This window comes from Telluria sp. ZT3P25 (genome assembly GCF_059685895.1).
Genome location: NZ_JCASIJ010000001.1, coordinates 186,671 through 207,321 on the forward strand (window position 1 = coordinate 186,671; position 20,651 = coordinate 207,321).

General features: G+C 64.2%; 25 protein-coding genes. 18 read left to right on the plus strand and 7 right to left on the minus strand.

The annotated features are described in order from the left end of the window. The first annotated feature begins 4 nt into the window (after positions 1-4). Together AC56LY_RS00880 and AC56LY_RS00885 are read left to right on the plus strand one after the other, a co-directional pair. Positions 5-1,174, plus strand: a complete 1,170-nt coding sequence (locus AC56LY_RS00880; protein WP_499575686.1) for an aminotransferase class V-fold PLP-dependent enzyme — start codon at positions 5-7, stop codon at positions 1,172-1,174. After that, positions 1,174-2,355: an SGNH/GDSL hydrolase family protein gene (locus AC56LY_RS00885; protein ID WP_499575687.1), complete on the plus strand. Its 1,182-nt coding sequence runs from the start codon at positions 1,174-1,176 to the stop codon at positions 2,353-2,355. The genes AC56LY_RS00880 and AC56LY_RS00885 overlap by 1 nt, the downstream gene beginning before the upstream one ends. Positions 2,356-2,361: 6 nt before the next feature. On the opposite strand, the gene AC56LY_RS00890 is transcribed toward AC56LY_RS00885, so the two are convergent. Both AC56LY_RS00890 and AC56LY_RS00895 read right to left on the minus strand, forming a co-directional pair. Further along, complete coding sequence (locus tag AC56LY_RS00890; protein ID WP_499575689.1) at positions 2,362-3,516, minus strand: epoxide hydrolase family protein; 1,155 nt, start codon at positions 3,514-3,516, stop codon at positions 2,362-2,364. 60 nt (positions 3,517-3,576) lie between these two features. Further along, positions 3,577-4,008, minus strand: a complete 432-nt coding sequence (locus tag AC56LY_RS00895; RefSeq protein ID WP_499575690.1) for a pyridoxamine 5'-phosphate oxidase family protein — start codon at positions 4,006-4,008, stop codon at positions 3,577-3,579. Positions 4,009-4,083: 75 nt separating this feature from the next. Here AC56LY_RS00895 and AC56LY_RS00900 point away from each other — a divergent pair, with 75 nt between their 5' ends. Continuing rightward, complete coding sequence (locus AC56LY_RS00900) at positions 4,084-4,755, plus strand: TetR/AcrR family transcriptional regulator (protein WP_499575691.1); 672 nt, start codon at positions 4,084-4,086, stop codon at positions 4,753-4,755. Positions 4,756-4,946: 191 nt separating this feature from the next. Here the strand turns inward: AC56LY_RS00900 and trmL are convergent, their stop codons facing one another. Together trmL and AC56LY_RS00910 are read right to left on the minus strand one after the other, a co-directional pair. Further along, a complete protein-coding gene (trmL, locus tag AC56LY_RS00905) occupies positions 4,947-5,417 on the minus strand; it encodes a tRNA (uridine(34)/cytosine(34)/5-carboxymethylaminomethyluridine(34)-2'-O)-methyltransferase TrmL (RefSeq protein WP_499575693.1) in 471 nt (156 codons plus the stop codon). A gap of 24 nt (positions 5,418-5,441) precedes the next feature. Further along, positions 5,442-6,173, minus strand: coding sequence for a ComF family protein (locus AC56LY_RS00910; RefSeq protein WP_499575694.1), 732 nt, complete (start codon positions 6,171-6,173; stop codon positions 5,442-5,444). 60 nt (positions 6,174-6,233) lie between these two features. Here AC56LY_RS00910 and AC56LY_RS00915 point away from each other — a divergent pair, with 60 nt between their 5' ends. From AC56LY_RS00915 to AC56LY_RS00945, 7 genes are all read left to right on the plus strand, one after another. Beyond that, positions 6,234-7,148: a methyltransferase domain-containing protein gene (locus tag AC56LY_RS00915; protein WP_499575696.1), complete on the plus strand. Its 915-nt coding sequence runs from the start codon at positions 6,234-6,236 to the stop codon at positions 7,146-7,148. 297 nt (positions 7,149-7,445) lie between these two features. Further along, the gene (coxB, locus tag AC56LY_RS00920) at positions 7,446-8,639 is read left to right on the plus strand and encodes a cytochrome c oxidase subunit II (RefSeq protein WP_499575698.1); all 1,194 of its coding nucleotides are present in this window, start codon (positions 7,446-7,448) and stop codon (positions 8,637-8,639) included. 39 nt (positions 8,640-8,678) lie between these two features. Beyond that, positions 8,679-10,298 carry a cytochrome c oxidase subunit I gene (gene ctaD / locus AC56LY_RS00925; RefSeq protein WP_499575700.1) on the plus strand — a complete coding sequence of 540 codons (1,620 nt, stop codon included), beginning with the start codon at positions 8,679-8,681 and terminating at the stop codon, positions 10,296-10,298. Between the two features lie 10 nt (positions 10,299-10,308). Next, entirely contained in the window at positions 10,309-10,416 is a 108-nt protein-coding gene (locus AC56LY_RS00930) for a cytochrome oxidase small assembly protein (protein ID WP_499575701.1), read from the plus strand. Position 10,417: 1 nt separating this feature from the next. Continuing rightward, positions 10,418-10,999 (plus strand): cytochrome c oxidase assembly protein, encoded by a 582-nt coding sequence (locus AC56LY_RS00935; protein ID WP_499575703.1) that lies wholly within the window; start codon positions 10,418-10,420, stop codon positions 10,997-10,999. Further along, positions 10,986-11,195 carry a DUF2970 domain-containing protein gene (locus AC56LY_RS00940; protein WP_183557016.1) on the plus strand — a complete coding sequence of 70 codons (210 nt, stop codon included), beginning with the start codon at positions 10,986-10,988 and terminating at the stop codon, positions 11,193-11,195. The genes AC56LY_RS00935 and AC56LY_RS00940 overlap by 14 nt, the downstream gene beginning before the upstream one ends. Before the next feature lie 48 nt (positions 11,196-11,243). Next, positions 11,244-12,119 carry a cytochrome c oxidase subunit 3 gene (locus AC56LY_RS00945; RefSeq protein ID WP_183557018.1) on the plus strand — a complete coding sequence of 292 codons (876 nt, stop codon included), beginning with the start codon at positions 11,244-11,246 and terminating at the stop codon, positions 12,117-12,119. A gap of 15 nt (positions 12,120-12,134) precedes the next feature. On the opposite strand, the gene AC56LY_RS00950 is transcribed toward AC56LY_RS00945, so the two are convergent. Continuing rightward, positions 12,135-12,335 carry a twin transmembrane helix small protein gene (locus AC56LY_RS00950; protein ID WP_183557020.1) on the minus strand — a complete coding sequence of 67 codons (201 nt, stop codon included), beginning with the start codon at positions 12,333-12,335 and terminating at the stop codon, positions 12,135-12,137. An 84-nt stretch (positions 12,336-12,419) separates the two neighbouring features. On the opposite strand from AC56LY_RS00950, the gene AC56LY_RS00955 reads away from it, so the two are divergent. From AC56LY_RS00955 to budC, 7 genes are all read left to right on the plus strand, one after another. Continuing rightward, positions 12,420-13,094, plus strand: coding sequence for an SURF1 family protein (locus AC56LY_RS00955; protein ID WP_499575705.1), 675 nt, complete (start codon positions 12,420-12,422; stop codon positions 13,092-13,094). Next, the gene (locus AC56LY_RS00960) at positions 13,072-13,680 is read left to right on the plus strand and encodes an SCO family protein (protein ID WP_499575706.1); all 609 of its coding nucleotides are present in this window, start codon (positions 13,072-13,074) and stop codon (positions 13,678-13,680) included. Before AC56LY_RS00955 ends, AC56LY_RS00960 begins: the two co-directional genes overlap by 23 nt. A 24-nt stretch (positions 13,681-13,704) precedes the next feature. Next, on the plus strand, positions 13,705-14,862 hold the full coding sequence (locus tag AC56LY_RS00965; RefSeq protein ID WP_499575708.1) for a COX15/CtaA family protein: 1,158 nt from the start codon (positions 13,705-13,707) through the stop codon (positions 14,860-14,862). Beyond that, positions 14,862-15,755 carry a heme o synthase gene (gene cyoE, locus AC56LY_RS00970; RefSeq protein ID WP_258836573.1) on the plus strand — a complete coding sequence of 298 codons (894 nt, stop codon included), beginning with the start codon at positions 14,862-14,864 and terminating at the stop codon, positions 15,753-15,755. Before AC56LY_RS00965 ends, cyoE begins: the two co-directional genes overlap by 1 nt. A 63-nt stretch (positions 15,756-15,818) precedes the next feature. Beyond that, on the plus strand, positions 15,819-16,373 hold the full coding sequence (locus AC56LY_RS00975; RefSeq protein WP_499581903.1) for an SCO family protein: 555 nt from the start codon (positions 15,819-15,821) through the stop codon (positions 16,371-16,373). A gap of 29 nt (positions 16,374-16,402) precedes the next feature. Then, a complete protein-coding gene (locus AC56LY_RS00980) occupies positions 16,403-17,482 on the plus strand; it encodes an AI-2E family transporter (protein ID WP_499453377.1) in 1,080 nt (359 codons plus the stop codon). Positions 17,483-17,634: 152 nt separating this feature from the next. Beyond that, positions 17,635-18,396, plus strand: a complete 762-nt coding sequence (gene budC / locus AC56LY_RS00985; protein ID WP_499575709.1) for a meso-2,3-butanediol dehydrogenase — start codon at positions 17,635-17,637, stop codon at positions 18,394-18,396. Positions 18,397-18,469: 73 nt separating this feature from the next. Here budC and AC56LY_RS00990 read toward each other — a convergent pair whose 3' ends face one another. Then, positions 18,470-18,646, minus strand: coding sequence for a hypothetical protein (locus AC56LY_RS00990; RefSeq protein WP_499500953.1), 177 nt, complete (start codon positions 18,644-18,646; stop codon positions 18,470-18,472). A gap of 153 nt (positions 18,647-18,799) precedes the next feature. Then, the gene (locus tag AC56LY_RS00995) at positions 18,800-19,900 is read right to left on the minus strand and encodes an NADH:flavin oxidoreductase/NADH oxidase (RefSeq protein ID WP_499575710.1); all 1,101 of its coding nucleotides are present in this window, start codon (positions 19,898-19,900) and stop codon (positions 18,800-18,802) included. Between the two features lie 212 nt (positions 19,901-20,112). Here AC56LY_RS00995 and AC56LY_RS01000 point away from each other — a divergent pair, with 212 nt between their 5' ends. Beyond that, positions 20,113-20,412 (plus strand): putative quinol monooxygenase, encoded by a 300-nt coding sequence (locus tag AC56LY_RS01000; RefSeq protein WP_499575711.1) that lies wholly within the window; start codon positions 20,113-20,115, stop codon positions 20,410-20,412. Positions 20,413-20,651: the final 239 nt, after the last annotated feature.

Consider the following 20,651-nt stretch of genomic DNA (forward strand, 5'->3'; position numbering starts at 1 on the left):
CGGCATGGCCAAGCTCCCTGCGATGCCGGCTTTAACCGGCCTGTATCCGCCAGCGCCCGACGGCATCGTCAATCTCGAGCACGGCTACTTTGGCGCGATGGCGCAGCCGGTGCAGGCGGCGCTGGTCGAATCGGTCGACTACCTGAATCGCCATCTGAGCCCGTTCCTGCGCAGCGCGCAAGCCCTGCAGCATGGCGGGGTGCTGTGCGCGCGGCTGGCCAGGCTGATCAACGCCGAGCCGCATGAGATCCTGCTCACGCGCAGCGCGAGTGAATCGATGCAGGTACTGATCGGCCAGTACCACCGGCTGGCGCCGGGCGATGGCGTCCTGTGGAGCAACCTCGATTATCCGGCGATGCGCTATGCGATGGCGTGGCTGGAAGGGCGGCGCGGCGTGGTGCCGACGGAACTGCACTTGAGCCTGCCGTTGTCCGGTGACGCGCTGCTGGAACAGTATGCGACGGCGATCCGCGATACGCCGGGACTGAAATTGCTTTTGCTCTCGCAAGTATTTCCGGCCAATGGCCAGTCGGTGCCGGTGCGCGAGATCGTCGCACTGGCGCGGGCGCGCGGCGTCGACGTGCTGGTCGACAGCGCGCATGCGCTGGGCCAGCTGGACGTCGACGTGCAGGCCATGGGCATCGACTTCGCGGGCTTTAACCTGCACAAATGGATCGGCGCGCCGCCGGGGCTGGGCTTCGCGTACATCCGGTCGTCGCGCCTGGACCGGATCGAGCCGCACTTTGGCGACCGTGATTATCCGGCGGACGATATCCGCGGACGCCTGCATGCTGGGATGCCGCCGATGAGCGCGATCATGGCTGCGCCGGTGGCGCTGGACGTGCATGCGCAATTGGGCGGTTCGGCAGCGAAAGGCGCGCGGCTGGCGTGGCTCAGGAATTACTGGGTGCAGCGCGTGGCGGACCTGCCGGGCCTGCAGTTGATGAGCCCGCTGGTGGGCGACACGGCGCTGGCGGCGTTTACGATCGACGGCATGCGCGCGCGTGACGTGCAGGCGGCGCTGCTGGAGCGCTTCGGCGTGTTCACGGTGGAGCGGCCGGTGGGCGACGCCAGTCTCGTGCGCGCCACGGTGGCGTTGACGACCACGGTGGAAGAACTCGATCGCCTGGTCGAGGGATTGACGGTGCTGACCCGCGAAGCGGCAGGTGCCTGATGACGGGCACGTCGATGTACACGCTCTCGCCGATTCCCGCAGACCTGATCCACGGCGCGGTCGAGCTCGAACGCACCGACGCCGGCCTGCTGCCGCAGCGTTTGCCGGCGTGGGCGCTCGCGCAGCACCTGGATGTGCAACTGGCGCTGGCTGCGGCGCAGCCATCCGGCGTGCGGCTGGCGTTTCGGACGACGGCCCGTGTCGTCGAGGTGCTGGTGCTGCCGACCAAGCGCCGCTACGGCAAGATGGCGCCGCGGCCTGACGGTATCTTTGATCTGGTGGTCGATGGGAAGCTGCTCCAGCAGGCGAGTGCGCCGGGCGGCAAACTTCTCGACATCGACATGATCAGCGGCGCAACGCGGGTACATCCTGGCGAACCGCACTGGCTGCGCTTTAGCGATCTGCCGGCGGGCGACAAGACCGTCGAACTCTGGCTACCGCACGACGAGACGACCGAGCTGGTGAGCTTGCGCGCGGATGCGCCGGTGTCGCCGCTGTTGGCAGGCGGCCAGCGCCGCTGGCTCCACCACGGCAGTTCGATCAGCCAGGGCTCGAATGCGACCCACCCGACCGGCATCTGGCCTGCCGTGGCTGCCGGTCTGGCCGGTGTCGACCTGTTCAATCTGGGCTTTGGCGGCAATGCCTTGCTCGACCCGTTCACGGCGCGCACGATCCGCGACCTGCCGGCGGACCTGATCAGCCTGAAGCTCGGCATCAACCTCGTCAACACCGACCTGATGCGCGTGCGCGCGTTCGGGCCGGCCGTGCACGGCTTTCTCGACACGATCCGCGAAGGGCGGCACCGGACCACGCCGCTGCTGGTAATCTCGCCGACCTGGTGCCCGATCCACGAAACGACGCCGGGACCGACCATGTTCGATGGCAAGGCGATGGAGCAGGGCAGGCTGCTGTTCCGGGCGATGGGCAACGACGCCGAGCGGCGCCAGGGCAAGCTGACGCTGGGTGTCATCCGCGAGCAGTTGCAGAGGATCGTGGCGCAGCGGGCCGGCACCGATGCGCACATCCATTACCTCGATGGCAGTGCGCTGTATGGTGCCGAGGATAACGCGCACCTGCCGCTGCCCGATGCGCTGCATCCGGACGCCGCCACGCACCGGCTGATCGGCGAGCGCTTTCATGCGCAGGTGTTTGCCGATGGCGTGTTCGGCCATCGGGGCTGAAGTTGCTCAGCGCATCGTGCGGAACGTTGCGCGCAGATGCTCAACGAGAGTGGCCGGGTTTTCCATCGCCGCGAAGTGGCCACCGCGTTCGGCTTCGCCAAAGAAGCGCAGGTCGGCGAAGCGCGATGCGGCCCAGCGCTCCGACAGCCGCATCTGCTCGCCTGGAAACATACTGATGCCGGCTGGCAGGGGCAGCGGGGCAGTGGGCATGCCGCGCGCCATCTCGCGCGCAGCTTCCCAGTAAAACCGCGCCGAGCTCGGCCCGGTATTGGTCAGCCAGTACATCATCACATCGTCGATCAGGCGGTCCGGCGCGATCGTGCGCTCCGGCTGGCCCCCGGTATCGGACACGTCCTGGAACAGCGCGTACAGCCAGCTGGCCAGGCCCACAGGCGAATCGGCCAGCGCGAACGCGACAGATTGCGGACGGGTGCATTGCAGCTTCATGTAGCCCGAATAGTCCTTCTCGTAGCGGGCGGCGTCGTCCAGCATCTGCTGCTCTTCTGGCGTCGCGTCGGCGATTTCCTGTTCGGTTGGATGGAACATCACCATGTTCAGGTGGATGCCCGCCAGGCCCGGCACGCGCATGTGCGCCAGGGCGTTCGTGACCGCCGCGCCCCAGTCGCCGCCTTGCGCCACCCAGCGCTCGCCGTAGCCGAGGCGGCGCATCAGTTCCGCGAAGGCCTGCGCCGTGCGGCCCACGCCCCAGCCTGGTTCAGTCGGTTTGTCGGAAAAGCCGAAGCCGGGCAAGGCCGGAATCACCAGATGGAAAGCATCGGACGCGAGGCCACCATGCGCCTGTGGCTGCGTCAGCGGACCGATCAGCTCACGAAATTCCAGTACGGAGCCCGGCCAGCCATGCGTCAGCAGCAATGGGGTCGCGTTCGGTTCCGGTGAGCGGATATGCAGGAAATGAATGCCCAGCCCATCGATGACGGTACGGCTGCTGCCCCATTCGTTGAGCGCGGCTTCCGTGGTGCGCCAGTCGTAACTGTCCTGCCAGCGTTCCACCAGTGCGCGGATGCGGACCAGTTGTGGGCCCTGCGAGGTGTCGTTCACGGTCTCGGCATCGGGCCAGCGCGTGCGCGCCAGGCGGTCGGCGAGGTCGGTCAGATCGGCGTCTGGAATATGGATGGGAAATGCGTCGATTGCAGTATGCATGGTGGGCCTGTCAAGTCGGTGATAGGGTAGGGGCCGGCGTGACCCGTGCGGGTTCGGGTTTTACAGAACGATCTCGCCCTGATCGGCGCCATTCCAGTAGTGGATTCGTGCGGCCCGAACGCGTATCATGACCAATCCCGGCGTGTCGACGCCTTGCTCGAACCAGTGATCGAGCCCGGCCGTCCAGTGCGCTGCAAACATGGCCTTGTCGCGGATCAGTTCCGCGTTGCCTTGCACCGCGATGAACAGCGGTGGCTGGCCGTGGGTGCCGGGAGCACCAGTGAAGGTCAGGCCGACCGCTGCGTCGCCCTCGATGTCCGCCACGGTACGGGCCTGGTCGTAGGTGAAAAAGTAGCTGTCCCCGTCATAATCGACCTCACCGTTGTTGCTCATGGGCCGGCTGGCGAAGGCACCGCCTTCGGTGCGGGTCGAGAGCATGCCAAAATCAATTGCCCTCATATTGTCAGATAGAAATTTCAAACGCATGTCCATCGCTTCACCTTTGATCGAGAGTTCAGAAACTGAACTATACCATTCAGTTCATTTTATTATGATGACTGTTTTGCCATGCATTTGACAGCGAGCCTGCCCGAGCCGGAACAGCCCCCAGCCACGCGCAAGCGGGGTGGCCGGCCGTCTGCCGAGCACGCCGGTCAAGTGGACCGCCGCATCCTCGACGCAGCGACGACGTTGTTCCTGCGCGCCGGTTTCGATGCGACGAGCTGCGACCAGGTCGTCGCCATGGCGGGTGCCGGCAAGGCGACGCTGTACGCACGTTATGCCAATAAGGAAGCGTTGTTCAGCGCGGTCATGCACCGCGCGCTCGAGGGCACCGAGCCGGCTGCGCCCGACTTGCCGAATGCCATGCCGATGCGGGAACGCCTGCACAAAGTGGGACTGCATCTGCTGCAGCAGGCGCTCAGGGAAGAGTCGGTGGCACTGCTGCGGGTCTGTTTGACGACCGCACAGCGACTACCAGAATTGTCGCGGATGGTGGACCAGTCCAGGCGCAACAGCGGCGTGGCGAGTATCGTGGCCGCGCTGGCCGGGCCGTCGCCCGATCAGGTCGAAGCGGTCACGGCCATCGCGCAGCGTTTCATCGACCTGGTGATCGTGCCGCAGCAAATGCGCGCCCTGGTTGGCGACGACCGCCAGCAACTCGACGCCGCCGCGCCGCGCCGGGTCGACGAGGCCATCGACCTGCTGGCCCGCGCCGGTCTGCTCGATGCATTCGAGTGAGTGGCACAAGCCGGGGTCAGGTCTGACATTCGGACACAAGCTCTACTAACAAGCGGGGTCAGGTCTGACATTCGGACACAAGCTCTACTGTAATCGAGCGGCTGTATCCCTCCGAGCAGTCGAGGCCGTGTCCGAATGTCAGACCTGACCCCGGCTTTTGACACGGCGGCTGTTTGAGCAGTGGCGTCGGCTCAGGCGCCGCCAGCGTAGCCGTTCTGGCGCCAGGCTTCGTAGACGACGACTGCTACCGTATTCGACAGGTTCAGGCTGCGGTTATCGGGCCGCATCGGCAGGCGGATGCGCTGGGCGGGTGGGAAGGTCTCGCGCAGGGCGGGAGGCAGGCCGCGCGATTCCGGGCCGAACACGAACACGTCGCCTGATTGGAACTGGGCCTCGGCAAACGGCGCCGAGCCGTGCGTGGTCAGGGCGAACATGCGCGCCGGGTCGGGCTGGGCATCAAGCAGGAACGCATCCCAGTCCTTATGCACCTTCATCGTCGCGTAGTCGTGGTAATCGAGCCCGGCGCGGCGCATCTTGGCGTCGTCCAGCGGAAAGCCGAGCGGCTCGATCAGGTGCAGTTGCACGCCGGTGTTGGCGCACAGGCGGATCACATTGCCGGTATTCGGCGGGATTTCTGGTTCGACCAGGACGACGTGGAACAACGTGCTTCTCCTTGATGATGAGGCTTATCCATGCGGCGGGGTGCGCGCGAAGACGATGTTCGTCACGCGCGCAGCGCCCGCCCCTTTCAATACGGCGGCAATTTCTGCCAGCGTGTGGCCGCTCGAAATGACATCGTCGACCACGCCCACATGCCGGTCACGTACGTCGAACGTGCTGGCCACGCCAAACGCACCCCGCACGTTCCTGCGCCGGTCGCCGGGCGCGGCGCCCGATTGTGGCGCTGTCTCGCGCAGCCGGTGCAGCAGTTGCGGGGCGACCGGCACGCCCAGCGCGCGGGCCAGCGGGCGCGCGACTTCGAGCGCCTGGTTGTAGCCGCGCTCGATCAGGCGGGCCGGGCCCAGCGGCACCGGACACAGCACTTCGGGCAATGCCTGTGCCTCGGACCCGATGGCCGCATGCAGCACGCGCGCCATCCACGGCGCCAGCGCCAGTTGTGCGCCAAACTTCAGCTGCAGCACCAGGCTGTCGAGCGGCGCCGCGTAGTCGCAGGCAACCCAGGTGGCGTCGAAGGACGGCGCCTGCGCCAGACAGGCGCCGCAATGCCGCACAACGTCCAGCGCGCCGGTCGGGTTGGCGCAACAGGGACAGCGCGGCGTCGGCGCCACATACGCCTGCTCGCAATCCGCGCACACCGCCGCGCGCGCATGCCCGCCGCACAGTGCGCAGCACGAGGGCAAGAGCGCATCCAGCAGCGCGTGCACGAGGCGCATCGGCAGCGGGCGAAGGTCCGGCATCGGCTCGGCGTCCCACAAACGGTTAAACTGCCCACATTATCTCATCACGCATCCGATCCCATGGCATCTCCTCAATCCCCGTCCACGCTGAGCGCGCCCATTGACTTGTCGCGTGTGCGCAACCTGTTCGCGCGGCCCGAACGCATTGCGTCGTCGGATTTCCTGCGCCGCGAAATCGCCGCGCGCATGCACGAGCGCCTGGCCCTGGTGAAGATCATCCCCAAGCAGGTGCTCGACGCCGGCTGCGGCCCCGGGGGCGACCTGGCCCTGCTGCAAAAGACCTATCCCTCGGCGCAGATCGTCGGCCTGGATGGCGCCGGCGCCATGGCGCGCGCGGCGAAAAAGCCGGGCGCCTCGGGTTCGCTCAATCAGTTATTGAGCCGGCTGATGCCGGCCAAGGCGGGCGTCGACATCCTGTGCGGTGACTACGGCAACCTGCCGCTCGGTCCGAACTCGGTCGATTTGTTGTGGTCGAACCTGGCGTTGCACTGGCATCCGCTGCCCGACCGCGTGTTTGCCGAATGGCGCCGCGTGCTGCGCGTCGAGGGCTTGCTGATGTTTTCCAGCTTCGGCCCCGACACGTTCACCGAACTGCGCACGGCATTTGCGGCGCTGGATGCGTACCCGCACACGTTGCCATTTGTCGACATGCATGATTTCGGCGATCAGCTGGTCGAGGCGGGCTTTTCGACACCGGTCATGGACATGGAGCGCATCACGGTCACCTACGACACGCCACAGGCGCTGCTGCGCGACGTACGCGCACTGGGCGGCAATCCGCTCGAATCGCGCCGGCGCGGCTTGATCGGCCGCGCGGCCTGGCAGCGTGTGCTCGCTGCGCTGGAGGCGCAGCGCCTCCCCGATGGCAAGCTGGGCCTGACCTTCGAAGTGATCTACGGCCACGCATTTCGCCCGGCGCCGCGCACGACGACGGCCGGTGAATCGATCGTCCGCTTCCAGCCACGCAAGCCGTAACGTCGTCGCGTGCACGGGCAGATTGGCGGGGCACCCGATATTCCTTGAATAAAAATTAGTGCTTTAGATATAATCAATTGCTATTTTTCACGACTAGCCGATAGAATCGCTTGAAAAAGCGGCATCGCAAACCGCGAAACAGAGTCAAAACAGAAACAGAAAAAGAATTGCAGCAGCCGCAGAGATGCCCCGGCACGGCATTGGTGTTCTGCGGCCAGCACGGAGCGGCGTCGTTCGTTCGTGGAATGGCTGACCGTTTAAAAATAATTCTTATTTTTTGGGTGGTTGGGGACATACATGACATATGCAACGCGACTTCGGGCCGTGCTGTACGGCTGTGCCGTACTCGGCGCCGCCGCTGGCTCTGCGCCGGCTTGGGCGCAGCAACTGACGGGCCGGCCTCAGGAGCACCAGCTCAATATGCAGGCCCCGGTCACCGCCGTCGGCGCCGACATCTACGGCTTGCACACCTGGATGATGATCGTCTGCCTGGTGATCTTCGTCGCCGTGTTCGGCGTCATGTTCTACTCGGTGTTCAAGCACCGCAAATCCCTCGGCCACAAGCCGGCCACCTTCCACGAATCCACCGCCGTCGAGATCGCCTGGACAATCGTGCCGTTCCTGATCGTCATCGGCATGGCGCTGCCGGCCACCAAGACCGTCGTCGCACTGAAAGACACGTCCAATGCCGACCTGACCATCAAGGCCACCGGCATGCAGTGGAAATGGGGCTATGACTACCTGAAAGGCGAGGGCGAGGGCATCTCGTTCCTGTCGAACCTGTCCACGCCGCGTTCGCAGATCGGCGAGCCCGGCGTCGCGCCGACCGAAGCGCGCACCGCCAACTACCTGCTCGAAGTCGATAACGAGATGGTCGTGCCGGTCAACAAGAAGATCCGCATGGTGTTCACGGCCAACGACGTGATTCACGCCTGGACCGTGCCGGCGTTCGCGATCAAGCAGGATGCGATCCCCGGCTTCGTGCGCGACGGCTGGTTCAAGGCCGAGCAGATCGGCGTGTATCGCGGCAACTGCGTCGAGCTGTGCGGCAAGGACCACGCGTTCATGCCGATCGTCGTGCGCGTCGTGTCCGATGCCGACTACACGGCCTGGGTCGCAGGCAAGAAAAAAGAGATGGCGGCGCTGGCCGACGACCCCACCAAGGTCTGGACCATCGACGAACTCAAAACCCGTGGCGAAGCCGTCTACACCGCCAACTGCGTGGCCTGCCACCAGGTCAATGGCAAGGGCATCCCGGCGGCGTTCGCGGCGCTGGACGGCTCGCCGAATGTGCTGGGCAGCAAGGCGCACCAGATCGACATTTTGCTGCACGGCCAGAAGAGCGGCAAGTTCCCTACTGCGATGCCGGCCTGGCCACAATTGTCCGACACCGAGATCGCCGCCGTGATCACCTATACCCGCAATTCCTGGTCGAACAAGGCTGCGGAAAATATCGTCCAGCCGGCCGAAGTCCTGGCCGCCCGCAAATAATGTCCGCCACCAACGCACGTAACGAGCAGGGGTAACGCCATGAGCACCACGACGATCGACCACGCACCGGGTCACGGCAATGAGCACGGCAATGAGCACGCACACGACGAACACCACGACCATCCGCACGGCTGGCGGCGCTGGGTGTATGCCACGAACCACAAGGATATCGGCAGCCTGTACCTGTGGTTCTCGTTCATCATGCTGCTCTCGGGCGGCGTGCTGGCGCTGATGATCCGGGCCGAGCTGTTCCAGCCGGGCCTGCAGTTCGTGCGCCCTGAATTCTTCAACCAGCTCACGACCATGCACGGCCTGATCATGGTGTTCGGCGCGATCATGCCGGCCTTCGTCGGCTTTGCCAACTGGATGCTGCCGCTACAGGTCGGCGCGTCCGACATGGCGTTTGCGCGCATGAACAATTTCTCGTTCTGGCTGCTGCCACCGGCGGCGATCCTGCTGGCGACGTCGTTCCTGGTGCCGGGCGGCGCCACCGCCGCCGGCTGGACGCTGTACGCGCCGCTGTCGACGCAGATGGGCCTGGGCATGGACATGGCGATCTTCGCGATGCACATCATGGGCGCCTCGTCGATCATGGGCTCGATCAACATCATCGTCACCATCCTGAACATGCGCGCGCCCGGCATGACCCTGATGAAGATGCCGATGTTCTGCTGGACCTGGCTGATCACGGCCTACCTGCTCATCGCCGTGATGCCGGTGCTGGCCGGCGCGATCACGATGACACTGACCGACCGCCACTTCGGCACCTCGTTCTTCAACGCCGCCGGCGGTGGCGACCCGGTGATGTACCAGCACATCTTCTGGTTCTTCGGCCACCCCGAGGTCTACATCATGATCCTGCCGGCGTTCGGCATCGTCTCGCAGATTATTCCGGCATTTGCCCGCAAACCGCTGTTTGGCTACGCCTCGATGGTCTACGCGACGGCATCGATCGCGATCCTGTCGTTCGTCGTCTGGGCGCACCACATGTTCACGACCGGCATGCCGGTGACGTCGCAGCTGTTCTTCATGTACGCGACGATGCTGATCGCTGTGCCCACCGGCGTCAAAATCTTCAACTGGGTCGCCACGATGTGGAAGGGCTCGATGACGTTCGAGACGCCGATGCTGTTCGCGGTTGGCTTTATTTTCGTGTTCACGATCGGCGGCTTCACGGGCCTGATCCTGGCAGTCACGCCGATCGACATCCAGGTGCACGACACCTATTACGTCGTCGCCCACTTCCACTACGTGCTGGTGGCCGGCTCGCTGTTCGCGCTGTTCGCGGGCTTCTATTACTGGGCGCCAAAGTGGACCGGCCACATGTACCCGGAAGCGCGCGGAAAGATGCACTTCTGGCTCTCGCTGATCACGTTCAACGTCACGTTCTTCCCGATGCACTTCCTGGGCCTGGCCGGCATGCCGCGCCGCTACGCCGATTACGCAGTGCAGTTCACCGACTTCAACATGATCGTCTCGATCGGCGCGTTCGGCTTCGGCTTCAGCCAGGTGTACTTCCTGTTCGCGGTCGTGCTGCCGACGATCCGCGGCGGCGCCAAGGCGCCCGCCAAACCATGGGAAGGCGCCGAAGGCCTGGAGTGGACCGTGCCGAGTCCGGCGCCGTTCCACACCTTTGAAACGCCGCCGCTGGTGAAGTAAGGACAATCCGATGACCGCGCCACGCAAACCCAACAACCTGAAAACCGCGCTGTGGCTGGCCGGCCTGGCGCTGTTCTTCTTCATCAGCGTGTTCGTCAAGTTCACGCTGCTGCGCTGATATGGCCACCAGCGTCAAGTTGCTGCGCCTGAACCGCCGCACCTTCGGCAAGCTGGTGGTTGTGGCGGTTGCGATGTTCGGCTTCGGCTATGCGCTGGTGCCCGTGTACCGGCAGATTTGCGAAGTGCTGGGCATCAACGTGCTCACGCAGCAGGACGGGTTTGTCGCGGCGCCGACCAACAGCCAGGTCGACAAGTCGCGCACGATCACGATCGAGCTAGACGGCAATTCGCAGGGCCCGTGGCGGTTCCGGCCCACCACGCGCAGCATCGACGTGCATCCGGGCGAACTGGCCACCGTCATGTACGAGGTCGTCAACACGCAGGGCAGGGCAGTGAAAGCGCAGGCGATTCCGAGCTATGCGCCGCAGTCGGCCACGCCGCATTTCATGAAGGTCGAGTGCTTCTGCTTCCGCGAGCAGACGCTGGCCCCGAACGAAGCGCGCCAGATGCCGGTGGTGTTCTTCATCGATCCCAAGCTGCCGCGTGAAGTGAAGAACATCACGCTGTCGTACACGTTCTTTGAAATTGGCGGGGCGTTCAAGGCCGCTGCCGCGCCGAAAGAGGGCGATGCAAACGGATAAGCCCCATCAGCGCAAGGGGAGTTTTCTGGCCAGCATGAAGGCCGTGCTGTGGTCGTTCTTCGGGGTGCGCAAGCGCGCCGATTACGAGAACGATGCGGCCAGCCTGAACCCGGTCCACGTGATCGTCGCCGGCCTGATCGGTGTGGCGATCTTCATCGGCCTGATCATGCTGGCGGTAAGTTTCGCGGTGGCCTAGTTTCCCAGTTTGACGCAACAATCAACAGCATCGCCCGAGGAGATAAAGATGAGTTCGTCACAACCAGCTTCGCCACAGACCGCCGCGCCTTATTACTTCGTTCCCGGCCCCTCGCGCTGGCCGTTGCTGGCCGGCCTGTCGATGCTGGTGACGATGGCCGGCGCGTCGGGCTGGGTCAACGGGCTGCCGTTCGCGATGCCCGTGTGCCTGACCGGCATCGTCGCGATGCTCGTCGTGCTGTACTTCTGGTTCGGCGAAGCGATCGGTGAATCCGAATCGGGGCTTTATGGCAAGCGCATCGATTTGTCGTTCCGCTGGTCGATGAGCTGGTTCATTTTCTCGGAAGTGATGTTCTTCGGCGCGTTCTTTGGCGCGCTGTTCTATGCACGTGTGATTTCGATGCCGTGGCTGGGCGACCTCGATCACCAGATCCTGTGGCCCGATTTTTCGGCGCACTGGGGCAATACGGGGCCGGCCGGCATCGTCGAGGGCTTCCGCACGATGGGGCCGTTCCCGATCCCGACCATCAACACGGCGCTGCTGCTGACGTCGGGCGTGACGCTGACCATTTCGCACCACGCCCTGCGCGCCGGCCACCGCGCCAAGACGGCGTTCTGGCTGGCCGCGACCATTTTGCTGGGCGCCGTGTTCATGGGCTTCCAGGTGTATGAATACATGCACGCCTACCAGGACCTGAACCTCAAGCTCACGTCGGGCATCTACGGTTCGACCTTCTTCATGCTGACCGGGTTCCACGGTTTTCACGTGACGATGGGCGCGATCATGCTATCGGTAATTTTGTACCGTGTGCTGCGCGGGCATTTCACGGCCGAACACCACTTTGGCTTCGAAGGGGCCGCGTGGTACTGGCACTTCGTCGATGTGGTGTGGCTGGGCCTGTACGTGGTGGTGTACTGGCTGTAAGCAAGCACAACCCGATCAACGCAAACCGGTCGGCGCAATCCACCCCATCTGGTGCGCCGCCAGCAGGCACAGGAACAGCACGATCGACAAGCCCACCCGCAGCGCCAGCGCATTGACGGTACGGTTGGTGCGCCCCTTGTCGCGCATCATGAAGAACAGGGCCGACGCCAGGCTGGCCAGGATCAGGACGAAGGCGATGGCAACGAAGATTTTCATGATGGACCCGCGAAAGGTTGAGAATTCATTGTAATGCGCTTCGCCTTCCGATTTCGCCCCGTCGCCCTGATTGCAGCACTGATTGTGGCCCTCATCGGCATCCTGCTCGGCAACTGGCAGCAGGACCGGGCCGCCTACAAGACCGGCCTGCAGGCGCGCCAGCTGGCGCGCGCCGCCCAGCCGCCATTCAACCTCGGTCCCACCATCGCCGCCGCCCCGGATCTTGAATTTCGCCGCGTGCGCGTACACGGCGAGTTCGTCCCCGGCTGGCCCGTCCTGCTCGCGAACCGCCCACGCGGGAGCCAGTCCGGGTTCTATCTCGCAATGCCGTTTAAAATAGCGGGTGCCGACGAGCACGTGCTGGTGCTGCGTGGCTGGTTGCCGCGCCAGGCCGAGTTCGACAAGCTGCCGACATTTGCGACGCCAGCCGGGCCGGTTACCCTCGAAGGTCGGCTCGTCCTGTCCGCCGGCAAGGTGATGGAACTGGGCGACGGCCCGCCGCTGGCGCCGGGCGCGGCGGTGCAGAACCTGACGCCGCAGGCACTGGCGCAGGCAAGCGGCCTGCGCTTGCTGCCGTTTCTCGTGCAGCAGACGTTGCCGGCGACGCCGGCCGACCTGATGGCGCGCGACTGGCCGCTGCCCGAGGCAGGGATCGACAAACACCGCGGCTATGCCTTCCAGTGGTATGCACTGGCGGCGCTGGCCCTTCTTTTTTATGTGATGACGGGATTTCGACGTGGCTCAAGAACAACTCGCTGACCCTGATACCGCGCGCCGCCGCGGCCGCCTCAAACTGCTGCTGGTGCTGCTGATCTGCGCCGCGCCGCTGATCGTGTCGTACATTACCTTCTACATCGTCAAGCCGACCGACCGCACCAATTACGGCACGATCCTCGATGCGCGCACGCTGCCGATCCCGCAGATGGCCACGACCACGCTCGACGGCCAGCCGCGCACGCTCGCCGACCTGAAAGGCAAGTGGGTCATGCTGCGCGTGGGCGGGGGCAAGTGCAACGATGAATGCATGCGCCAGCTGTACGCGATGCGCCAGTGGCGCACGATGCAGGGCAAGAACATGGAACGCATGGAGCGCGTGTGGCTGATCACCGACAGCGAACCGCTCGATACCGTCATGATGCGCGAATACGACGGCATGGAATTGCTGCGCGCCCCGGCCGCGACGGTGGCCAAGTGGCTGCCGACCGAAGCGGGCCGCGCCCCGAGCGAGCATATCTACCTGATCGACCCGCTGGGCAACCTCATGATGCGCTTCCCGTTCCAGCCCGAACCGGGCCGCGTCTACAAGGACATCGCCAAACTGCTCAAGGCATCGGCCATTGGCTGAATCACGTTACCGGTAAAGAATCACATGGACCTGTCTTCCCTCATACACCTCGGCCTGATGGGCCTGCTCGTGGCCAGCCTGCCGCTGGCGATCGTCTGGATGTCGTCCGACGCCCACAAATACCGCAAGCTGGTCTGGGTAATGGTGTTTCTGACGTTCGACCTGATCGTGTTCGGCGGCTTCACGCGTCTGACCGACTCGGGCCTGGGTTGCCCGGACTGGCCGGGCTGCTACGGCGAAGCCAACCCGTTCCTGGCGCACGAGCAGATCGCCGCCGCCGAAGCGGCGATGCCGACCGGTCCGGTCACGGTAGCCAAGGCCTGGATCGAGATGATCCACCGCTACCTGGCGATGGGTATCGGCGCGCTGATCCTGGCGCTGCTGTTCACGTCGGTCAAGCAGTGGCGCCGCACACACGACGCCGTGTTCCAGCCGGCCATGCCGATCGCGTTGCTGGCCTCGGTGCTGGTGCAGGGCGCGTTCGGCGCCTGGACCGTCACCCTCAAGCTGCAACCGGTGATCGTCACGATCCACCTGTTGCTGGGCATGACGCTCCTGGCGATGCTGGTCTGGATGGGATGTCGCGAAGACGCGCTGCTCAAGCGGCCAGCGCCGTTGCAGGGGCCTGGAATGATCGCGCGGCTGCGCGGCCTGCGCTGGCTGTCGCTGCTCGCCGCCATCGTGCTCACCGTGCAGATCGCGCTGGGCGGGTGGGTAAGCACTAACTATGCAACCATGGCCTGCGACACGTTCCCGCTGTGCCAGGGTGCGATCGTGCCCGAACTGGACTTTGAGCATGGCTTCCACCTGTGGCGCGAGCTGGGCAAGACGATGGAAGGGCATTATTTGCCGTTCTCGGCGCTGGTCGCGATCCACTGGGTGCACCGCGCCTTCGCGCTGGCCGTCGTGCTGGTGCTGGGTCTGGCGGCGTGGCGCGCCTGGCGTCTGCCGGCGCTGGGCAAGACTGCCCGCCTGCTGGTACTGGTCATGGTGGCGCAGCTGTTCACCGGCATCGCGACCGTGTATTTCAGCTTCCCGCTGGCGATTGCCGTCATGCATAACGCCGGGGCGGCGCTGCTGGTGATTTTGGTGACCATGTTAAACTACCGGGTGAAGTTCCAACTCGACGCGGCCCGCGCTGTCCCAGCGCCCGGACTCGCCGCGTCTGCAAGCACCCATTGATGACAACCCAGACAGCCATTCCCAAGCCCCAGAGCCGTTTCTCGCAGTATTGGACCCTGACCAAGCCGCGCGTGACGAAGCTGGCGGTATTCTGCGCCGTGATCGGGATGTTTCTCGCCACGGACGGTTTTCCGGGCTGGCAAACGCTGATCGCCGGCACCGCCGGTATCTGGTTGCTGGCGGCGGCCGCATTCGCCGTCAATTGCCTGGTCGAGGCGCGCGTCGATGCGCGCATGACGCGCACCGCGCGCCGCGCCACCGCTTCGGGCGAACTGAGCACGACGCAGACCGTGGTGTTCTCGTCGATCATCGGCGGCCTGGGCATGCTGGTGCTGTACACACTCGTCAATCCGCTGACCATGTGGTTGACCTTCGTCACGTTCGTCGGCTACGCCTTCATTTACACGCTGCTACTCAAGCCGAACACGTCGCAGAACATCGTCATCGGCGGCCTGTCGGGCGCGATGCCGCCCGCGTTGGGCTGGGCTGCGGTGGCCAACGAAGTGCCGATGGAAGCGTGGCTCTTGGTGCTGATCATTTTCATGTGGACCCCGCCGCACTTCTGGGTGCTGGCGATGTACCGCCGCGAAGACTACGCGCGCTCGGGTCTGCCGATGCTGCCGATCACGCACGGCATGAAGTTTACCGGCCTGCAGGTGTGGCTGTACACGATCGGCCTGGCCGCCACGACCTTGCTGCCGTTTGCGGTCGGTATGAGCGGCTTGATCTACCTGGCGGCGGCGGTACCGCTCAACGCGGTCTTCCTGCGCCACTCGTGGCGCGTGCACCGCAACTACAGCGATGCGCAGGCGCGCAAGACGTTCACGTGGTCGATCGTCTACCTGTCGCTGCTGTTCGCGGCGCTGCTGGTCGACCACTATTTTAAGTTCTGATTCGCACGTTCTACTATTGGGTTCAAGATGAAACGACTGCTGACCATCGCGGCGTTCTCGGCCATGGCGCTGTTTGCCACCGGCTGCGACAAGCTGCGCGACAAAGCCCCGGCCTTCCACAACACGGACGTGACGGGCGTCGACTATGCCAAGGGCTTCACGCTGACCGACCACACCGGCAAGGTGCGCACGCTGCAAGATTTCCGTGGCAAGATCGTCGTGATGTTCTTCGGCTATACCCAGTGCCCGGACGTCTGCCCGACCACGATGGCCGAGATGGCAACCGTGCTGAAAGAACTGGGCCCGTCGGCCGACGAAGTCCAGGTATTGTTCGTCACGGTCGACCCGGAGCGCGATACGCAGGAACTGCTGTCGCACTATGTGCCGGCGTTCGACAAGCGCTTCATCGGCCTGTATGGCGACGCCGCCGCAACGGCGAAAGTGGCCAAGGAGTTCAAGGTGTTCTACGCAAAAGCGCCGGGCGCCGACGCGAACAGCTACACGGTCGACCACACGGCCGGCAGCTTCGTGTTCGACAAGCAGGGCCAGCTGCGCCTGTTCGTGCGCCATGGCCAGGGGCCGGGCCTGATCGCCCACGACCTGCGCCAACTGCTATGATGCCGTAAATACCACTTCCCTGAGGCAGCATGGAGCAGCAACGACCCGGCAGGAACTACACCCGCATCGCCATGGTCATCCTGCTCACGCTGGGCTGCCTCTATGTGCTGCGGCCGTTTTTGCCGGCGATCCTGTTCGCTGCCGCCGTCGCCATTTCGAGCTGGCCGCTGTACCTGCGGCTGCTCACGCGCCTGAATGGCCAGCGCACGATTGCGGCGCTGACCATGACGCTCTCGCTCACGCTGCTGTTCATCATTCCGCTGTCGATGGTCGCCTACAACCTGGGCGACGATGTCGCGCGCGGCTTCGGCGAACTGCGCCTGCTGATCGAGCACCGCGAACTGGCGCCGCCCACCTGGCTGCGCGACATCCCGCTGGTCGGCCCGTCGGTCGAGACCTATCTGAACAACCTGATCGCCAGCCGCGAGCAGATGCTGGCGCTGGCCCAGCGCATGCTTGAACCGGCCCGTCACTGGCTCGTCAAGGGTGGTTTGATGCTGGGCACCGGCGTCGTGCAAATGAGCCTGGCCGCGTTCGTGAGCTTCTTCCTGTACCGCGACGGCAACGGCTTGCTGTCGATCATCGAAGTCACGATGCGCAAGGTGATGGGCGAGGGCGCCGAATCGATTCAGGCCACCGTCAGCCAGACGGTGCGCGGCGTGATGTACGGCCTGCTCGGCACCGCGCTGGCACAGGCAATCGTCGCCGCCATCGGCTTTGCGATTGCCGGCGTGCCCGCCGTGCCGCTGCTGTCGGTGCTGATCTTCCTGACGTCGTTGATCCCGTTCGGCCCGCCGCTGGTCTGGGGCGGCGCCGCGCTCTGGCTGTTCGCGCAGGGCGAGACCGGCTGGTCGATCTTCATGACGGTCTGGGGCGCGGTCTTGATCAGCGGCGTCGACAACGTCGTGCGGCCGATGCTGATCAGCCGTGGCAGCAGCCTGCCGTTCTTGCTCACGCTGCTCGGCGTGCTGGGCGGCCTGATCGCGTTCGGCTTTATCGGGATGTTCATCGGGCCGGTCCTGCTGGCGGTCGGTTACTCCCTGATGAGCGAGTGGACCGGCACCGAAGACCCTATCGTCAAGCACGACGAAGAACGCATCGTCGAATAGGTCCACTGGAGTTTTCCTGCTGGAACCGTAAGAGGGGTGCACGAACCCCTGTGCTATCGTCGACAGCACATTCTCGTGAACCAACAAGGCGTAATGGATGGCTCGCTTGCCGTGCGCAACTGGGCTGTCCCCGCCTGCTCGAAAGGAATCCAATGAACCGTTTCAACGATAAAACCGTCCTCGTTACCGGTGCCGCGTCCGGCATCGGCCTGTCCGCTGCGCGCCGTTTTCTGGATGAAGGCGCCCGTGTCGTCATGCTCGATATCGATGGCGATAAACTCAAGAAGGTCGCGGCCGATCTGCCGCAAGACCGCGTCCTGGTGCAGGTGGGCGACACTGCCGACAAGGCCACCGCGACAGCCGCCGTCAAGGCCACCGTCGAGCGCTTCGGCGGCCTGCATATCCTGATCAACAATGCCGGCATCGCGACGGATGGCGACATCATGGCCACGAGCGAGGAGGACTTCGCGCGCGTCATGGCCGTCAATGTCAGCGGCTACTATCACATGGCCAAGGCAGCGATGCCCGAACTCGTCAAGACCCGCGGATCGATCGTCATGACGTCGTCGGTCTCGGGACTGGGTGGCGACTGGGAGATGTTTGCCTACAACACGTCGAAAGGCGCGGTCAGCAATATGGTGCGCGCGATGGCGATGGATGCGGCCAAGGATGGGGTGCGGGTGAATGCGGTCAATCCGAGCTTTACCGACACCGGGTTGACTCAGGATATGATCAAAAAGCCCGAGCTGGTCGCCAAATTCAACGAGCGCATGCCGCTGGGCGCGCCGGAAGATCCGGACGGCGTTGCAGCCGCGATGGCGTTCCTGGCGAGCGACGATGCGCGCCTCATTACCGGCGTGAACCTGCCAGTGGATGCCGGCTTGATGGCATCGAACGGTCAGCCGCCGCAGTAAAACATTGGCAGCATGGAACATGCGTCTGGCATGCCCCATGCTGCATGATGATGTCAGGTCTGGGCGAGCGCGCTCAGCCGCCGCCAATACCCACAATCACATGGCCACTGCCGCCGCATTGCGGGCATGCCTTCCCATCCGGGAGTGTGCCTTTGCCGGCGCAGGCGTCACAGATGTCTTCGCCGGTACCTGGCGTGCCCGGTTCGGCATCGTCGCCGGGATTGAGGTCGTGTTCGGGATGAATGCTCATGATGGTCCTCGTTGCTGATCGGTGAGCCGATTGTAGTGAGGTTTCCGGGCAAGTGGCGCGAGGCAGGCGCTGCGGGAAACGCGGGCGCCTGAATCGCTTGCCGGACAACGGTTTGGCAGTCAGGACAATGATCCCTGCCTGCCGACACACGGTTTACTTCTGCATGCTGTAACGCTCGAGCCAGTGCGCATACGGCGCAGGCAACACCCAGGTCGGACGCTCCACGCCCAGCTCTTTGGCGGCTTCCAGCGGGTAATGCGGATTGGCCAGGTGGGCGCGGCCGACCATGACCAGGTCCAGCTGTTCGTCGGCCACGGCGCGTTCCGCCAGGTGCGGACCGTCGAAGCCCCATGCCGACGCGACCGGAATACCGGCTTCGTCACGCACGCGCTTGGCCACCGGACCCAGGAAGGCCGGGCCCCAAGGGATATTCACATCCGGAATCGTGAAGTTGACGCTGACACTCAGCATGTCCAGACCGCGCTGGCGCATCATGCGAATCAGTTCGATCGACTCATTCACCGTTTGTTCATCGTTGCCATCGTATTCGATGACACCCAGGCGCGCGGTCAGCGGCAGGTTGGCTGGCCAGACTTCGCGCACGGCCTCAAGCGTTTCGAGCAGGAAGCGGCTGCGACCGGCGAAGTCACCGCCGTACTGGTCGGTGCGCTTGTTGGAGTGCGGCGAGAAGAAGCTTTGGCCCAGGTAACCATGCGCAAAGTGCAGCTCAAGCCATTCGAAGCCGGCAGCAAGCGCGCGACGGGCAGCGTCGACGAAATTGGCCTTGACGCGCGCGATGTCGTCCAGCGTCATTTCCTTCGGCACTTTCGGCAAATTCTTGCCGAAGGCAATGGCCGACGGTGCAATGGTATCCCACCCATACGCATCTTCCGACGGGATGTGGTCATCGCCTTCCCATGGACGGTTGGCGCTGGCCTTGCGACCGGCGTGGCCGATCTGGATGCCGGCGACCGAACCTGCAGCCTTGATACGGGCGGCAATGTGGGCCATGCCCTCGACCTGTGCATCGTTCCACAGGCCGGTGCAGCCCGGGGTGATCCGGCCTTCGGGCGAAACGGCGGTCGCTTCGACGATCACCAGACCGGCGCCGCCGCGGGCGATGCTGGCGTAATGCGTCTGATGCCAATCGTTGACGAAGCCGTCATTGGCGGTGTACTGGCACATTGGCGGCACCGCGATACGGTTGCGCAAAGTGACGTCTTTGAGTGTGAACGGGGTAAACAAGGCTGCCATGAATTTTTCGTTTTCTTAACGTGAGGGTCAAGCCGCGGTCTGCGCCGCGGCGGTCGGCCAGTATAGAAGGAAGGCGGGAAACGTGCTTGAAGGGCCAGTTTTTTGCGGTGGTGGCGGTCGATCCGCGCTGAGCGCGGGCGAGACGAATCGGCTGACGGGGCTGTGCAGATCGTTGTGATAATCTTGTCAGTCGCTCACTCTCAGGGACCATCATGACATTGCCCGTTGTTGCTATTTTCGTTGCCAAGCCCGGTTTGGAAGAAAAACTGGAAACACTGTTACGCAGCGTTGTCGAGCCGACACTGCGCGAAGAAGGCTGCGTCAGTTACCAGGTGAACCGCGACATCGCCAATCCACGTCGCTTCGTGTTCACCGAGGAGTGGCAGAGCAGGGCCGACCTGGATCGGCATCTTGCAACGCCGCATCTTCAGATGCTGGCGGCGCAGGTACCGGAGTTGGTCGAGTCGAGTGATGTGTTCCTGCTGGCGAAGCTGGTCGGCGGTGCGGCATAAGCTTGCTGGCCAACGTCCGAAGTCACAACCGCCGGGGTCCAACAGCCGGGGTCAGGTCCAACAGCCGGGGTCAGGTCTGACATTTGGACACGGACTCTGCATTAAGCAGCCAGCATCCGTCCAACAAGAATCTGCCCATTGTTGAGCGCGTGTCCGAATGTCAGACCTGACCCCAGCTTTTTTTGCTCCAGAGTTCTACCCGCTCGGCTACAAAGGAAATTGGTTGGTAGTGAATGGTG

Bases quoted from the DNA above. Each gene is read 5' to 3' on its own strand.
- AC56LY_RS00880 (WP_499575686.1), top strand. From the start codon at position 5: ATGGCCAAGCTCCCTGCGATGCCGGCTTTAACCGGCCTGTATCCGCCA.
- AC56LY_RS00885 (WP_499575687.1), top strand. From the start codon at position 1,174: ATGACGGGCACGTCGATGTACACGCTCTCGCCGATTCCCGCAGACCTG.
- AC56LY_RS00890 (WP_499575689.1), bottom strand. From the start codon at position 3,516: ATGCATACTGCAATCGACGCATTTCCCATCCATATTCCAGACGCCGAT.
- AC56LY_RS00895 (WP_499575690.1), bottom strand. From the start codon at position 4,008: ATGGACATGCGTTTGAAATTTCTATCTGACAATATGAGGGCAATTGAT.
- AC56LY_RS00900 (WP_499575691.1), top strand. From the start codon at position 4,084: ATGCATTTGACAGCGAGCCTGCCCGAGCCGGAACAGCCCCCAGCCACG.
- AC56LY_RS00910 (WP_499575694.1), bottom strand. From the start codon at position 6,173: ATGCCGGACCTTCGCCCGCTGCCGATGCGCCTCGTGCACGCGCTGCTG.
- AC56LY_RS00915 (WP_499575696.1), top strand. From the start codon at position 6,234: ATGGCATCTCCTCAATCCCCGTCCACGCTGAGCGCGCCCATTGACTTG.
- coxB (WP_499575698.1), top strand. From the start codon at position 7,446: ATGACATATGCAACGCGACTTCGGGCCGTGCTGTACGGCTGTGCCGTA.
- ctaD (WP_499575700.1), top strand. From the start codon at position 8,679: ATGAGCACCACGACGATCGACCACGCACCGGGTCACGGCAATGAGCAC.
- AC56LY_RS00930 (WP_499575701.1), top strand. From the start codon at position 10,309: ATGACCGCGCCACGCAAACCCAACAACCTGAAAACCGCGCTGTGGCTG.
- AC56LY_RS00935 (WP_499575703.1), top strand. From the start codon at position 10,418: ATGGCCACCAGCGTCAAGTTGCTGCGCCTGAACCGCCGCACCTTCGGC.
- AC56LY_RS00940 (WP_183557016.1), top strand. From the start codon at position 10,986: ATGCAAACGGATAAGCCCCATCAGCGCAAGGGGAGTTTTCTGGCCAGC.
- AC56LY_RS00945 (WP_183557018.1), top strand. From the start codon at position 11,244: ATGAGTTCGTCACAACCAGCTTCGCCACAGACCGCCGCGCCTTATTAC.
- AC56LY_RS00950 (WP_183557020.1), bottom strand. From the start codon at position 12,335: ATGAAAATCTTCGTTGCCATCGCCTTCGTCCTGATCCTGGCCAGCCTG.
- AC56LY_RS00965 (WP_499575708.1), top strand. From the start codon at position 13,705: ATGGACCTGTCTTCCCTCATACACCTCGGCCTGATGGGCCTGCTCGTG.
- cyoE (WP_258836573.1), top strand. From the start codon at position 14,862: ATGACAACCCAGACAGCCATTCCCAAGCCCCAGAGCCGTTTCTCGCAG.
- AC56LY_RS00975 (WP_499581903.1), top strand. From the start codon at position 15,819: ATGGCGCTGTTTGCCACCGGCTGCGACAAGCTGCGCGACAAAGCCCCG.
- AC56LY_RS00980 (WP_499453377.1), top strand. From the start codon at position 16,403: ATGGAGCAGCAACGACCCGGCAGGAACTACACCCGCATCGCCATGGTC.
- budC (WP_499575709.1), top strand. From the start codon at position 17,635: ATGAACCGTTTCAACGATAAAACCGTCCTCGTTACCGGTGCCGCGTCC.
- AC56LY_RS00990 (WP_499500953.1), bottom strand. From the start codon at position 18,646: ATGAGCATTCATCCCGAACACGACCTCAATCCCGGCGACGATGCCGAA.
- AC56LY_RS00995 (WP_499575710.1), bottom strand. From the start codon at position 19,900: ATGGCAGCCTTGTTTACCCCGTTCACACTCAAAGACGTCACTTTGCGC.
- AC56LY_RS01000 (WP_499575711.1), top strand. From the start codon at position 20,113: ATGACATTGCCCGTTGTTGCTATTTTCGTTGCCAAGCCCGGTTTGGAA.